The following is a 12,532-nucleotide window of genomic DNA, read 5'->3' on the forward strand; positions in this document are numbered from 1 at the left end:
ACGGTAAAGGAGCGCCCGATGGAGAGCGAGGAGATCCGCGAGCTTCGGGCTGTACTGAGCAGGCTCAAACAAGAGCATCGCGACCTGGATAGTGCGATCAACGCGCTCGAACAGTCAGGCCGCGCGGACGCATTGCAGCTCAAGCGCCTTAAGAAGAAGAAGCTCTTTCTGAGAGACGAGATATGCCGGATCGAGGACGAACTGCTTCCCGACATTATCGCTTGAGCTTGCGGTCCGCGGCCGCCAGCACGGCAAGGCCCAGCAGCCCGGCGAGGATCTCAACCCCCAGATAGAACAGCAGGAGCGGGCTCGGCCGGCCGTCGACGATCAGGCTGATGATGCGCCCGCGGCGATGGACCAAGCAAAGCCGATCGCCGTGATCACGGCCACCCGCTGCCATTCGGGCTTGAAGGCCGAGACGGCCCAGAACAGCCCGACCCCCAGATAAAGGCACATGACGCCCCGGTAGATATGGGTCTGGTCCGTGCTCAAATCCGGGATCGTCAGGAACATCGGCAAGGTCGTGGACGGCACGAGCCCGTAATTGAGCGCGATAGGCACGATCAGCAGCGCCGCTCCCAAGAGGAACAGCCGCATCAGCTTGTTGTTTTTGGGGGTGGCGGCGACGTCAGGCATCGGGTCCCTCGCGTTATGTGAGTCGGGTCAAAAAAGCGAAGCCCGATCATGACGCCTTTTGCTGCGCCTGGCTTGTCCGTTTCTGCTCCGGCCTCTTCCGCACCGGCGGCCCTTAAGCTTGGGGCGAGAACATCCCTAGAGGCGCCTTGCCAAGCCCCCCGGCACGCCTATAATCGCGCGCTTTCCGCGATCCGCCTCCGGGCGGTTTTTTTAATGAGCGAAAGCATGAGTGAGGCGACACCCTCCGTCGGCATTATCATGGGAAGCCGGTCGGACTGGCCCACCCTGAAGGCAGCAGCGAAAATCCTGGACGCCCTCGAGGTGCCCTACGAGACGAAAGTCGTCTCGGCCCATCGCACCCCGCAGCGGCTCTACGACTACGCGTCGGCCGCGCGCGGTCGCGGCCTGAAGGTCATCATTGCCGGGGCCGGCGGCGCGGCGCATCTGCCGGGCATGGCCGCGTCCATGACCGAACTGCCCGTCCTCGGCGTGCCCGTGGAAAGCAAGTCCTTGAAGGGGCTCGACAGCCTCCTGTCCATCGCGCAAATGCCGGGCGGCGTGCCAGTCGGGACGCTTGCCATCGGCAAGGCCGGCGCGACCAATGCTGGTATCCTCGCGGCCAGCATCCTGGCCCTGTCGGACGCGGCCCTGGCGGCGCGCTTGGCCGATTGGCGCAGCGCCCAGACCGAAGCGGTCGCCGAGACCGTCGAGGATGATGATTGACCATCCGCTGCCGCCGGGCAGCACGATCGGCATTCTCGGCGGCGGTCAGCTCGGCCGTATGACGTCGGTCGCGGCAAGCCGCCTCGGCCTCAAGACCCACATCTACAACGACACGCCCGATGCGCCGGCCTTCGACGTCGCCGCGGCCGCGACCGTCGGGGCCTACGACGATCTGGACGCCATCGCGCGCTTTGCCGAACAGGTCGACGTCGTCACCTGCGAGTTCGAGAACGTACCGGCCGCGGCCCTGGAAGCCGCCGGTCGCAGCGCTTGCGTGTTCCCGCCGGTCAAATCCTTCGAGGTCGCCCAGGACCGGCTGACCGAAAAGGATTTCGTCAGCGGCCTTGGCATCGCGGTCGCGCCCTACGCCGCCGTCGCGACGCTCGCCGACCTGAAAGGCGCGATCCTGCGCGTGCCGCCCCCGGCCCTGCTCAAGACCCGCCGCTTCGGCTATGACGGCAAGGGACAGGCTTCGATCCACACGCTCTGCGAAGCGGAAAGCGCTTGGGAGATCATCGGCGAAGCGCCGGCGATCCTGGAAGGCATGGTCGCGTTCGAGCGCGAGGTCTCCGTGATTGCCGTGCGCGGCCAGGACGGGACCATGCGCTTCTACGACGTGGTCGAGAACGTCCATAGAGGCGGCATTCTCGATACGAGCACGGTCCCGGCCAACATGGCCCCAAGGCTCGCCGGCGAAGCGCAAGCGATCGCGGGCAGAATAGCCGAGGCGCTCGGCCATGTGGGCGTCCTCACCGTGGAGATGTTCCAGACCGGCGGGGCCAGCCCGTCCCTTGCGGTGAACGAGATCGCGCCCCGGGTCCACAATTCCGGTCATTGGACGCAAGATGCCTGTCTCATCAGCCAGTTCGAAAATCACGTCCGGGCGATTTGCGGCTGGCCGCTCGGCGATGTGGCCCGCCACAGCGATGCGGTCATGACCAATCTTATTGGAGACGACGCGGGGGAATGGCGCCAGAACGCCGCCGAGGCCGGCACCGCCCTGCATCTCTATGGTAAGGCCGAGGCCCGGCCCGGGCGCAAGATGGGCCACATCACCAGGATTTCCCCGAAATCATAGGGCCGGAAGACCGCTCCACGGTCTGGACAAGGCGCCGCAGGTTTGCTAGACGAGCCCCGGATGCGTGATTCAAGTGATCCGCAAATGGGTTGCTTTGGCTCCCGTCCAATCTCAAAACCAACGCTAATTCGGAGATTAGAGACGCGTGCAAGTCGTCGTTCGCGATAACAATGTCGATCAGGCCCTCCGGGCGCTGAAGAAGAAAATGCAGCGCGAAGGCATCTTCCGCGAGATGAAGCTCCGTAACTATTACGAGAAGCCCTCCGAGAAGCGTGCCCGCGAGAAAGCCGAGGCCATCCGCCGCGCGCGGAAGCTGGCCCGCAAGAAGGCCCAGCGCGAGTCGGGTGTCGGCGCACGCCCCCGCGGTCGCCGCTAAGGCATTCTTTCTTAAAGCTAAAGCGTTACCAGAAGCCGGGAACACCCTTCCCGGCTTTGTCGTGTCTGCACGCGCTCAACGAGCGCGAAGCGCGGTAGCGCAAGCAAACAAGCGCTCAAGTAGCGCAAAGCGCGGTAGCGCAAACAATGGTCCCGATCCCAGACGCAAACCGGCAGGGCATTTGCATCAGGCCTATCCGCACGCACTTTGCGTCGGAAAACCAACAATCCGGGACACCGCTATGACGACGATCGATCAAACGCCCTACGGCCGACTGGAGACCGAGGGCCGCCTCTTCAACGCCGTTTTGAAAGCGCCGACGGCCGATGGAGACCGCTTCGCCTATCGCGGCGATTTCGCGCTGAAGTTTCAAGACAAGCTCGCCGACGAGGCACGGCCCCCGGATTTCTGCATGGAGCAGATCCTGACGCTCTCCAACAAGGGCGACGCGCAGATCCCGGTGATGGCGGGCTATCTGCACAACTTCGAATATCTGCAAAGCGTCGTCGACGTCTTGGGTGACCTGTTGGGCCCGGACGGCAAATATTTCATGTTTTGCAACAACGTGGATTTGAGCAAGACCTTCTCCGTCACCATGGACGGCAAGAGCTTCTATGTCTTCCCGTGCGACGAGTCGTCGGTGTGGAAGGAAATGCTCGAGTTGCTGCGCATCGACAAGAACGACGTGAAGAAGATGAGCACGGTCGACAAGACCGAGTATGTCTTGAACGCCGCCCTCGACTTCGATGACACATTCGAAGAAATCAGCTTCGAAAAGGGTGTCGAAGAGATGGAGCCGGTCAAGAACCGCAACGAGAACCGGCCCGTCTAGTAGGCGGCCCTCTCAGGGCCGCTCTGCTTAGACACCCACGTCATCGCAGAGCGATGGGTCTTCGTCCTCGTCGACGTCGTCTTCGATGTCTTCGCCGGCCAGCTCGATGCCGATGACGCACACATCGTCATCGAGCACGACGAGGGGCACCGGCTTCAACGCCTGCCCCAAGCACGGTCCATCGATACATTCGCCGGTGCCGGGGTCGAACAAGGCCCCGTGCTTGCCGCACATCAGGAGGCTTCCGTTGTCGTTGACGAAACGCTCGCCGCCGAAGTCGAGACCCACGCCCTCGTGGGGACACTGGTTCTCGTATCCGTAGACGTTCTGGCCCAGGCGATAGATGAGGATCGACCAGTGCTTCACCTCGCCGTTTTCGATGCGCCCCAACCGAAAGTCCTTGGCGCGCTTACTCGGTATCTCGTTGAGCCCACACACAACGTAGGGAACGTCCATATCGGCCGGCGCTGTTTCGGTCATCGCGATATCCTCATCTCTGAAAGCTGCTGCGTCGCTCTTCGGTCAGTCTTGCAAAATGGACGCCAACACGGCCTTGCGCGCCCGTTCCCCGACCGCAGCACGGAAACGCAAAAGGGCCGGCGCGGGGGTCCACGCCGGCCAGGAAGCCTCGAAAATGAAGCCCCCGAAAGGGACACAGACGGATTTCGCTCTAGCGCTCGGCGGCAGCGGCGGCCTGAATCTCCACCGGACGGCCCGCGCGCGCGGCGCTCTGCGCCTCGGCAGGCACCGCTTCGGCCGGAAGGCCGGCCACGAAGTCGCGCACCCGCGCCCAGGCCCCCTGCTCGAAGAGGTCGTTGTGCCCGGCCCGCGGCACGACCGTCAGGGTCTTGGGCTCGTGGGCCGCATGAAACACCCGCCGCGCCATGTCGAGCGGGATCACCGCGTCGCGGCCGCCATGCACGATGAACAGGGGCACGTTCACGGACCCGATGCGGTCGATGGTGCGGTACTGATCGACCATGATCTGCTTCAGCGGCAGGAGCGGCCAGGCCAGCTTGCCCACGTCCACCACGGACGTGAACGGCGATTCCAGCACCAGCGCCTCGGCCTCGCGCTGGAGGCACACCTGGGTGGCAACGCCCGTGCCGAGCGACTCGCCATAGACGACGATGTCGCGGGGCGGCACGCCGAGCCCGCGCAAGGTGTCGAAGGCGCTCACGGCGTCCTTCACCAGGCGCTTCTCGGTGGGACGGCCGCCCGATCCGCCATAGCCGCGATAGTTGACGATGAAGACGCCGTAACCGTCCGCGGCGATTGTCTTGATCTTGCCGGCGCGCGCGGCCACGCTGCCGCTATTGCCAGGGAAGTACAGAAGCGTGCGCTTGCCCTTTTCGGCCGGCCGGTACCAGGCGATCAGCGTCTTGCCGTCTGTTGCCTTGAAGACGATCTCCTCGACGCCTGCGATGCCGGCTTCGCGCGGATCGATGCGCCTGCGATCCGGCACATAGACGAAATAGCGATGCAGAAGCCGCGCCACGAGGCAAAACAGCGCAAAAATCAGTAACAGTGCTAGAAAAAGGTTCAACATGAGCCCGTCCACGCCTCTCTTATCTTTGTTCTTGATCGGCCTACGAAATAGGGACCAGGTATGAATGGCTTTTGAACAGGCCATTCAATCCGCGAAAACGTCGCACTTGATCCAAGCACTAGGGTTTATGCTCAGCTAATGGCGGCCTTCGATCCGGAAATCTCGGGTTAACCTTCGGAAGGGAGGCGCCTCGATCCCATGCTAGATGGTCTGGACGGCGAGGGAATCAATGGACAAATGTCACACGCCGCACCGCGCAGGCGCCAAGGCGCAGCGGATTAAGCACCGATTGCAGCCGCAAAATGGGCGACTCCCGGCCCGATCTTGACGATTTATCGTTTTCTTCGAGACGGTTAACGGGCGCGAGGCGGCGCCGTCCCGGAGCCGGAGAGCCACCGGGACACGCCCTCAAGGCGCATAACGCGCGGCAGGGGAACCGACCATGCCCTCAAGTAGGCCACAGGCCGGTAGGGCAAGCTAACGACCATGCCTCAAGTAGGCCACAGGCCGGTAGGGCAAGTTAGATGGACTTCGCGATCTCTTCGGTCATCTTCTTGGCGTCGCCCAGGACCATCATCGTGTTGTCCTTGTAGAAGACCGGGTTGTCGATGCCCGCGTAGCCGGACGCGAGCGAGCGCTTGTTGAACAGCACGGTCCCGGACTTCCAGACCTGCAGCACGGGCATGCCGTAGATCGGCGAGGTGGGATCGTCCTCGGCGGCCGGATTGACCACGTCGTTCGCACCGATGATGTAGACCACGTCGGTCTGGGCGAATTCCGAGTTGATGTCCTCGAGCTCGAACACCTCGTCGTACGGCACGTTGGCCTCGGCGAGCAGGACGTTCATATGGCCCGGCATGCGGCCCGCGACCGGATGAATGGCGAACTTGACCTCGACCCCGACCTCTTTCAGCTCGTCCGTCATCTCGCGCAGGGCATGCTGCGCCTGGGCCACGGCCATGCCGTAGCCCGGCACGATGATGACCTTCTCCGCGTTCTTCATCAGGAAGGCCGCGTCTTCGGCCGAACCCAGCTTGACCGGCTTCTGCTCGCCGTCCCCGGACGGGCCCGCGGTCTCGCCGCCGAACCCGCCGAGAATGACGCTGATGAAGGAGCGGTTCATGCCCTTGCACATGATGTAGGACAGGATCGCGCCCGACGAGCCGACCAGCGCGCCGGTGACGATCAGCGCCGTATTTCCCAGCGTGAAGCCGATGCCCGCCGCCGCCCAGCCCGAGTAGGAGTTGAGCATCGAGATCACGACGGGCATGTCCGCGCCGCCGATGGGGACGATGATCAGCACGCCCAGCAGCAGCGACAGCGCGACGATCGCCCAGAAATAGAACGGCGTCTGCTCCTGGCAGAACAGGACGATGCAGGCGATCAGCGCGATGCCGAGCGCGATGTTGATGAGATGCCGCGCGGGCAGAAGGATCGGCGCGCCCGACATGCGGCCCGACAGCTTGGCGAAGGCGATGACCGAGCCGGTGAAGGTGATGGCGCCGATGGCCGCGCCCAGGGACATTTCCACGAGGCTCGCCACGCGGATGCTCCCTGGCGCGCCGATACCGAATGCCTCCGGCGCGTAATAGGCCGCCGCGGCCACCAGGACCGCGGCCATGCCAACCAGCGAGTGGAACGCGGCAACGAGTTCGGGCATCGCCGTCATCGGGATACGGCGGGCGATGACCGCGCCGATGGTCCCGCCAATGGCGATACCGCATATGATCATGGCCCAAGACAGGCCCGACTGGGGGGCGGCCACGGCGAGCGTGGTCACGACGGCGATGGCCATGCCGGCCATGCCCATGTAATTGCCCCGGCGCGAGGTCTCCGGCGAGGACAGGCCCCGCAGCGCGAGAATGAAGAGAACGCCCGCGACGAGATAAAGCAGTGCGACGAGTTCGGAGGACATGCTGTTCGATCCCCCTAGCGGTCTTTACGCCGGTACATGGCGAGCATGCGCTGCGTCACCAGGAACCCGCCGAAAATATTGACCGAGGCCAGGATCAGGGCCAAAAAGCCCAGGATCTTCGCCAGCCAATGACCGGACGAGGCAACCGCGTCTCCTGCCTCGACGGCCACCGCGAGCAACGCGCCGACAACGATCACGGAGGAGACCGCATTGGTCACCGACATGAGCGGCGTATGCAGCGCCGGCGTCACGCTCCAAACCACATAGTAGCCGACGAACACGGCCAGCACGAAAATCGAGAACTGCGAGATGAAATCGTGGCCGCCGTCTTCCGCGGCCGCTTCCGCCGCGTGGGCCGCGCCCGGCAGAAACGCTTCGAAGGCAAGCGCCAGCCCCGCAACGATGATCCCCGTCAGAAGGGTCCTAGTCATCATGATGCCTTTCCTCCGGATGATGTCTTTCCTCCGGCAACCCGATCGTTGACGATGGCGCCGTCGCGGGCGATGGCGGTGCCCACGGCCAGCTCGTCGTCCCAATCGATGGCGAGTTCCTTGGTTTCCTTGTCGATGAACGGCTCGATGAACGCCTGAAGGTTCCGCGCATAGAGGCTGGAGGCATTGACCGGCACTTGGCCCGGCAAGTTCAACTGGCCGAAAATGCGCACGCCCTTGTGCTCGGCGATATCGCCCGGCTCGGTCAGCTCCGCGTTGCCCCCACGCTCGGCGGCGAGATCCACGATGATGGAGCCGGGCCGCATGCTCTCGATCATGGCCTTGGAAATCAGCTTCGGCGCGGGCCGTCCCGGGATCAGCGCCGTGGTGATGACGATGTCCTGGTTCTTCACGTGCTCGGCAACAAGCTCCGCCTGCTTCTTCTTGTAGTCGTCGGACATTTCCTTGGCGTAGCCGCCGGCCGTCTCGGCCTGCTTGAATTCCTCGTCCTCGACGGCGATGAATTTCGCGCCGAGCGACTCGACCTGTTCCTTGGCGGCGGGACGCACATCCGTCGCGGTCACGATCGCACCCAGGCGGCGCGCCGTGGCGATCGCCTGGAGCCCCGCAACGCCCGCCCCCATGACGAACACGCGCGCGGCCGGCACCGTGCCCGCCGCGGTCATCATCATCGGCAAGGCACGCTCGAACGCGGCCGAGGCGTCGACCACGGCCTTGTAGCCGGCGAGGTTCGACTGCGAGGACAGGACGTCCATGCTCTGCGCGCGCGTGATGCGCGGCATCAGTTCCATGGCGAACAGCGAAACGCCGGTCTTGGCCAGGGCCTCGAGGCCGTCGGTATCCGAAAACGGATCCAGCATGCCGATCAGAGACGCGCCCTTCTTCATGGCCTTGGCAAGGTCGACCGGCGGACGCCGGACCGTGAAGACAACGTCGGCATCGGCGACCGCGTCCTTGTCGCTCTTGGCGATGGAGGCGCCAGCCTCCTCGTATTGTTCGTCGGAAAAATGAGACCGCAGGCCCGCATCAGACCGTATGGTGACCTTGGCACCGGCCTTGACCAGCTTTTTCACCGTCTCGGGGGTGAGGCCGATCCGAGGCTCGTCGGGACCCTCCGCTGGTACGCCAATTGCAATCATTATGGCTCCCTTCGCCGCAGGCGCACCGGTTCGGTACAGGCGGTCCGCCAAGCGCTATCGGGTTTTGGAATAAGACGGCGACGCGCCTTCACGAAGCCGGTCGTCGTCCGCGCTTATGTCAGGAGAACCCCATGGCCGCGACAAGCGCCGCAACGGCGATCGTGCCCCACAACACCAGCCCACAAAACGTCTTGTAGGTTCCCATGTGCTCGGCATAGTCCATATCCGGGTGGCCCGCTTTGGGATCAATCTGCATTCGGTTATCCCCCTAGTTCTCATTCGTTGGCGGTCGCTTCGCGCCACATCGCGAGGCCGCGCTTCCCTCGGGAAATAGCAGACTCCCAGGCTTGCCGCAATATTGGGCCAGACCAAACAGGCGACCCGAAGCCTAATCCAATAGTACGATCAGGTGCCCGTCCGGGTCCCTGACGGCAGCCCCGTTGCCCCCGTCCGCGAGGCAGACGAGGCCATCGGAAACGAAGACGACGTCCGCCGCCTCGAGGCGCCGAACGAGCCCCTCCAGATCGTCGACCTTATGGACCTGACGGACCGAGGCCACGTCGTTCGCATGCGGCGCCGCGACGGCCGTTCGCCCCTGCGGGGACCGGTAGTGGAGCAACTCCACATGGGGCGTCGGCTGGGACAGGGGCTGGAGCGCCACCACATCGACCAGGCAACCCGAAAGCCCATCGAGCCGGTCCTGTTCCGGCCCCTGGTTCAAGGACCGCCCGCCCACGCGCATCCCCAGGAGACCCGTATAGAACGCGAGGCTGCGATCGAGATCGCTCACGGCAATGGCGGTATGGTCGAAGCCGCGAATGCCGGCGCTCCCGTGCTGCCAGCGCGGGTCGCCCACCCCTTGCGGAAACGCGATCAGCTCCAGGGGATGGCCCTCGAAATCGCGGAACTTGAAGGCGCTCACGCGGCCCGTATTCGGCGGCAGCAGCACGGGACCGTGCGCGGTGACGGTTTCGGGCCCGGCCTTTTCCAGCCGCGCCCACACCGCCTGGATGTCGCCTGCGACCAGCGCCACGTGTTCGAACCACGGATCGTTCGAGGCGCGGGGCTCGGGATAGGGGACGCCCGGCGGATCGAAGGCCGCGAGCGTGAGGCCTTCCCTCTGAAAGCGGATATCGGCGGTTCGCATGATGGTCCTCGGATCGAGCCCGAGAAGCCCATTCCACTGGGCATCGCAGAAGCGCGTTTCCGGGGCCACCTCCAGCCCCAACCCGACGCCAAAGAAGCGGGTGGCCCGGTCGAGATCCGCCACGGTTATGACCACGCGCATCAGTTTCGTCACCGGCATGGAACGCGTCCCTATTTGAAGAAGCCGGGCCGGGCGGCGACGAATTTGGGGTCTTCCAGCTGCACGACCATAAGCGTTGCGGGCTCATCGCCGACCGTTCCCGATCTGTGACCGAAATCCCCGTCTGCAGACGGCTTCGAATGTTGATCGGCCCCGAACGAAATCTCGCCGGGCCCCATTTCGACCCGCACGCCGTCCGTGGTTTCCACGAACACGCGCCCGAGAGCGGAATGATCCATTGCGGCTTGGGGTTCTCATGCCACTCGCCGACCCAACCGACCGGCAGCACGCAGAGCATGACGTTGGCTTGCCCCCGACAGAGCTGGAGATTCCATTGCGGGGCGGCCTTCCCGCCCATGCTCTGCATGGCGAAATTCGTCAACGCGCACTGGGTCTGGTGCGTGACCCCCTCCTCGTCCGCCCAGACATGCCAGTAGGAGCGCGTCGGAGACTCCATCGGCTCAGCGAACCTCCGCCGGTCCGGCGGCAACCGCGCCTTGTGCAGACAGATGGGGCGAAAGCAGCGTCACTTCCTCGATGTCCTTGTCCGCCATCTCGAAGAAGCCGGCCGCGAGCATCACCAAGATCAGCCCGCCGACGAGCCCGAAATTCTTGAAGAAGTCCCAGACATGCGGGTAGCCCTCGCTCGTCGGAGACCAGAAACGCGGATAGGTCCAGAAGTTATGATAGACGAGCCCCGTGACGGCGCAGTAACCGGCGAGAATGAACGCGGCGATGCCGTCGTAGAACCCGAACACGATCATGGGCGGCGTCAGCAACTCGACCGCCATGGCCGGGTACAGCAGCATGGCCCCACCGGGCAGCCAACTCGACGAGGCCTGTTTCACCGCCGTGTCCCAATTGATGATCTTGTCGAGAAAGCTGAACGGGAAGATCCAGACAATGAAGATACGCGCCAAGACCGGCAGCGCATCGTTGATGAGCCAATCCATGGCCAGCCCCTCCTTTCGATGACGTTCGCGTCTCCCGCGAATCCTCAGCCATGTAGGGAGCGATCACAACCCTTGTCGCGGATTTGTCAGGCGCTTGTCCCGGTTACCCCCGTACCGGGCATCGGCACGCCGGCTTGCGCGAACGCATCGCGCTGCCGCTGCGTCACGTTTTCGATGTCGACGCCCGCAATGGCCTCGTCGAACAGGACATGGAAGTTCAAGGCCGCGTCCAAGTGCAGGAACACGCCGCCAAGGCCGATCGCCGCGCGGTCCATGAAGACGAATTCGCGCGGGATGGTCACGGGGCCCTTTTCCCGCAAGGCTTGGTGGACCTGGAACGCCTCTTTGCGCCCGTACATGCCCGGCTCCACATCGTCCGCGATCGTGCGCACACGGTCGTCGAGCATGGGGCCGTAGATGAACCTGGCCCAGATATTCAGAATATCGATGAGCTCGTTGGACAGGCCCACGAAGCCCCAGGTCTCGTAGGCATGCACCATCAAGGCGCGATCCTCATGCAGAAGCCCATTGTAGAGATCGATCACGCCCTGAATGAATTTGGGCGCGAAAGTCCGCATACAGCCATAGTCGAGTAGGTTGATGCCCGCGGCACGGCCCGCGCCGTTCTCGAACACCGTGTAGTTGCCCAAATGCGGATCGCCGTGGATGACGCCGTAATGGCTGAAGGGAAACCACCAGGCGCGGAACATCGCGCGGGCGATGGCATTGCGGTCCTCGAGAGGCCGGTCCTTGTAGTCCAGGAGTTTGCGCCCCTCGAGCCAGGTCATCGTCAGCACGCGATCGGTCGAGAGGTGCGGATAGATCTCCGGCACCCGCACTGTGGCGTCGTCCGCGAAGATCAGGCCGTAAAGGCGCGTCATGCCGGCTTCGCGCTGATAGTCCAACTCTTCGCGCAGCCGTTCGGAAAGCTCCTTCAAGACTTCGGAGGTCTCGACCGCAGGCCGCATCCGGCGATGCACCGAGAACAGCATGCCGAGCTGCACCAGGTCCGCTTCGACGGCCGAACGCATGTCCGGGTATTGCAGCTTGACCGCGAGCGCGGCCCCGTCATGGCCCACCGCCCGGTGCACCTGGCCGAGCGAGGCGGAGGCCGCGGCTTCATACTCGAAGGCGGCGAACTTGCTCTCCCACTCAGGGCCGAGCTCGGCGGCCATGCGGCGCTTGACGAAGGCACGCCCCATGGGCGGCGCGTGACTTTGCAGCTTGCCCAGGGCCTCGGCATATTCCGGCGGCAACGCGTCGGGAATGGTGGCGAGAAGCTGGGCCACTTTCATGATCGGGCCCTTGAGCCCGCCAAGGGCCATGGCCAGTGCGGCCGCTTCCTTCTCGGTCTCCGCATCGAGCCCGAACAGGCGCCGTCCGGCCATGCGCGCGGCCACCCCGCCCACATTGGCGCCGACGCGGCCATAACGCATGGCTCGGGCGCTGAACCTGTTCCTTTCGCGATCCGCCGCCTCTGAATCGTTCCTCGGCGAACCGCGACCCGAGCTGTCCGACAAATCGTTCATGAACGCCGTGGCCCTTCACCTCTCGTTATGGCTCCCCACATATA

17 protein-coding genes are annotated in these 12,532 nt (G+C 64.2%); 5 read left to right on the top strand and 12 right to left on the bottom strand.

Annotated features, from left to right (window positions below; translation table 11 throughout):
- The first annotated feature begins 18 nt into the window (after window positions 1-18).
- The gene (locus AUC68_RS07655; RefSeq protein ID WP_069437109.1) at window positions 19-225 is read left to right on the top strand and encodes a YdcH family protein; all 207 of its coding nucleotides are present in this window, start codon (window positions 19-21) and stop codon (window positions 223-225) included.
- Here AUC68_RS07655 and AUC68_RS16385 read toward each other — a convergent pair.
- Window positions 215-361, bottom strand: coding sequence for a DUF4345 family protein (locus AUC68_RS16385; RefSeq protein ID WP_141701154.1), 147 nt, complete (start codon window positions 359-361; stop codon window positions 215-217). The genes AUC68_RS07655 and AUC68_RS16385 overlap by 11 nt on opposite strands.
- Window positions 328-636, bottom strand: coding sequence for a DUF4345 family protein (locus tag AUC68_RS07660; RefSeq protein WP_083240533.1), 309 nt, complete (start codon window positions 634-636; stop codon window positions 328-330). The genes AUC68_RS16385 and AUC68_RS07660 overlap by 34 nt, the downstream gene beginning before the upstream one ends.
- 225 nt (window positions 637-861) lie before the next feature.
- On the opposite strand from AUC68_RS07660, the gene purE reads away from it, so the two are divergent.
- The 4 genes from purE (at window position 862) to AUC68_RS07680 (ending at window position 3,645) form a co-directional block, all read left to right on the top strand.
- Window positions 862-1,359: a 5-(carboxyamino)imidazole ribonucleotide mutase gene (gene purE, locus AUC68_RS07665; protein WP_069437428.1), complete on the top strand. Its 498-nt coding sequence runs from the start codon at window positions 862-864 to the stop codon at window positions 1,357-1,359.
- Window positions 1,349-2,437: a 5-(carboxyamino)imidazole ribonucleotide synthase gene (locus AUC68_RS07670; RefSeq protein ID WP_069437110.1), complete on the top strand. Its 1,089-nt coding sequence runs from the start codon at window positions 1,349-1,351 to the stop codon at window positions 2,435-2,437. The genes purE and AUC68_RS07670 overlap by 11 nt, the downstream gene beginning before the upstream one ends.
- A 145-nt stretch (window positions 2,438-2,582) precedes the next feature.
- Window positions 2,583-2,813, top strand: coding sequence for a 30S ribosomal protein S21 (gene rpsU / locus AUC68_RS07675; protein ID WP_069437111.1), 231 nt, complete (start codon window positions 2,583-2,585; stop codon window positions 2,811-2,813).
- 241 nt (window positions 2,814-3,054) lie between these two features.
- The gene (locus tag AUC68_RS07680) at window positions 3,055-3,645 is read left to right on the top strand and encodes a hypothetical protein (RefSeq protein ID WP_069437112.1); all 591 of its coding nucleotides are present in this window, start codon (window positions 3,055-3,057) and stop codon (window positions 3,643-3,645) included.
- 27 nt (window positions 3,646-3,672) lie between these two features.
- Here the strand turns inward: AUC68_RS07680 and AUC68_RS07685 are convergent, their stop codons facing one another.
- The 10 genes from AUC68_RS07685 to AUC68_RS07725 form a co-directional block, all read right to left on the bottom strand.
- Window positions 3,673-4,125 carry a Rieske (2Fe-2S) protein gene (locus AUC68_RS07685; RefSeq protein WP_083240534.1) on the bottom strand — a complete coding sequence of 151 codons (453 nt, stop codon included), beginning with the start codon at window positions 4,123-4,125 and terminating at the stop codon, window positions 3,673-3,675.
- Window positions 4,126-4,315: 190 nt separating this feature from the next.
- Entirely contained in the window at window positions 4,316-5,194 is an 879-nt protein-coding gene (locus AUC68_RS07690) for an alpha/beta hydrolase (RefSeq protein WP_158008267.1), read from the bottom strand.
- Between the two features lie 520 nt (window positions 5,195-5,714).
- Entirely contained in the window at window positions 5,715-7,109 is a 1,395-nt protein-coding gene (locus AUC68_RS07695; protein WP_069437114.1) for an NAD(P)(+) transhydrogenase (Re/Si-specific) subunit beta, read from the bottom strand.
- A gap of 14 nt (window positions 7,110-7,123) precedes the next feature.
- Window positions 7,124-7,543: a proton-translocating transhydrogenase family protein gene (locus tag AUC68_RS07700; RefSeq protein WP_083240536.1), complete on the bottom strand. Its 420-nt coding sequence runs from the start codon at window positions 7,541-7,543 to the stop codon at window positions 7,124-7,126.
- Window positions 7,540-8,700: a Re/Si-specific NAD(P)(+) transhydrogenase subunit alpha gene (locus tag AUC68_RS07705; RefSeq protein WP_069437115.1), complete on the bottom strand. Its 1,161-nt coding sequence runs from the start codon at window positions 8,698-8,700 to the stop codon at window positions 7,540-7,542. Before AUC68_RS07705 ends, AUC68_RS07700 begins: the two co-directional genes overlap by 4 nt.
- Window positions 8,701-8,818: 118 nt before the next feature.
- On the bottom strand, window positions 8,819-8,956 hold the full coding sequence (locus AUC68_RS15805; RefSeq protein WP_083240537.1) for an aa3-type cytochrome c oxidase subunit IV: 138 nt from the start codon (window positions 8,954-8,956) through the stop codon (window positions 8,819-8,821).
- A 132-nt stretch (window positions 8,957-9,088) separates the two neighbouring features.
- Window positions 9,089-10,006, bottom strand: a complete 918-nt coding sequence (locus AUC68_RS07710) for a VOC family protein (protein ID WP_069437116.1) — start codon at window positions 10,004-10,006, stop codon at window positions 9,089-9,091.
- A gap of 11 nt (window positions 10,007-10,017) precedes the next feature.
- Window positions 10,018-10,245, bottom strand: coding sequence for a cupin domain-containing protein (locus tag AUC68_RS17670; protein ID WP_244500439.1), 228 nt, complete (start codon window positions 10,243-10,245; stop codon window positions 10,018-10,020).
- A 222-nt stretch (window positions 10,246-10,467) separates the two neighbouring features.
- The gene (locus AUC68_RS07720) at window positions 10,468-10,959 is read right to left on the bottom strand and encodes a DoxX family protein (RefSeq protein ID WP_069437117.1); all 492 of its coding nucleotides are present in this window, start codon (window positions 10,957-10,959) and stop codon (window positions 10,468-10,470) included.
- A gap of 86 nt (window positions 10,960-11,045) precedes the next feature.
- Complete coding sequence (locus AUC68_RS07725) at window positions 11,046-12,395, bottom strand: ABC1 kinase family protein (RefSeq protein ID WP_342027468.1); 1,350 nt, start codon at window positions 12,393-12,395, stop codon at window positions 11,046-11,048.
- Window positions 12,396-12,532 lie beyond the last annotated feature (137 nt).

The organism is Methyloceanibacter methanicus, assembly GCF_001723285.1.
GTDB lineage: Bacteria > Pseudomonadota > Alphaproteobacteria > Rhizobiales > Methyloligellaceae > Methyloceanibacter > Methyloceanibacter methanicus.

Bases quoted from the DNA above. Each gene is read 5' to 3' on its own strand.
- AUC68_RS07655 (WP_069437109.1), top strand. From the start codon at position 19: ATGGAGAGCGAGGAGATCCGCGAGCTTCGGGCTGTACTGAGCAGGCTC.
- AUC68_RS07660 (WP_083240533.1), bottom strand. From the start codon at position 636: ATGCCTGACGTCGCCGCCACCCCCAAAAACAACAAGCTGATGCGGCTG.
- purE (WP_069437428.1), top strand. From the start codon at position 862: ATGAGTGAGGCGACACCCTCCGTCGGCATTATCATGGGAAGCCGGTCG.
- AUC68_RS07670 (WP_069437110.1), top strand. From the start codon at position 1,349: ATGATGATTGACCATCCGCTGCCGCCGGGCAGCACGATCGGCATTCTC.
- AUC68_RS07680 (WP_069437112.1), top strand. From the start codon at position 3,055: ATGACGACGATCGATCAAACGCCCTACGGCCGACTGGAGACCGAGGGC.
- AUC68_RS07685 (WP_083240534.1), bottom strand. From the start codon at position 4,125: ATGACCGAAACAGCGCCGGCCGATATGGACGTTCCCTACGTTGTGTGT.
- AUC68_RS07690 (WP_158008267.1), bottom strand. From the start codon at position 5,194: ATGTTGAACCTTTTTCTAGCACTGTTACTGATTTTTGCGCTGTTTTGC.
- AUC68_RS07695 (WP_069437114.1), bottom strand. From the start codon at position 7,109: ATGTCCTCCGAACTCGTCGCACTGCTTTATCTCGTCGCGGGCGTTCTC.
- AUC68_RS07700 (WP_083240536.1), bottom strand. From the start codon at position 7,543: ATGATGACTAGGACCCTTCTGACGGGGATCATCGTTGCGGGGCTGGCG.
- AUC68_RS07705 (WP_069437115.1), bottom strand. From the start codon at position 8,700: ATGATTGCAATTGGCGTACCAGCGGAGGGTCCCGACGAGCCTCGGATC.
- AUC68_RS15805 (WP_083240537.1), bottom strand. From the start codon at position 8,956: ATGCAGATTGATCCCAAAGCGGGCCACCCGGATATGGACTATGCCGAG.
- AUC68_RS07710 (WP_069437116.1), bottom strand. From the start codon at position 10,006: ATGCCGGTGACGAAACTGATGCGCGTGGTCATAACCGTGGCGGATCTC.
- AUC68_RS17670 (WP_244500439.1), bottom strand. From the start codon at position 10,245: ATGGATCATTCCGCTCTCGGGCGCGTGTTCGTGGAAACCACGGACGGC.
- AUC68_RS07720 (WP_069437117.1), bottom strand. From the start codon at position 10,959: ATGGATTGGCTCATCAACGATGCGCTGCCGGTCTTGGCGCGTATCTTC.
- AUC68_RS07725 (WP_342027468.1), bottom strand. From the start codon at position 12,395: ATGCGTTATGGCCGCGTCGGCGCCAATGTGGGCGGGGTGGCCGCGCGC.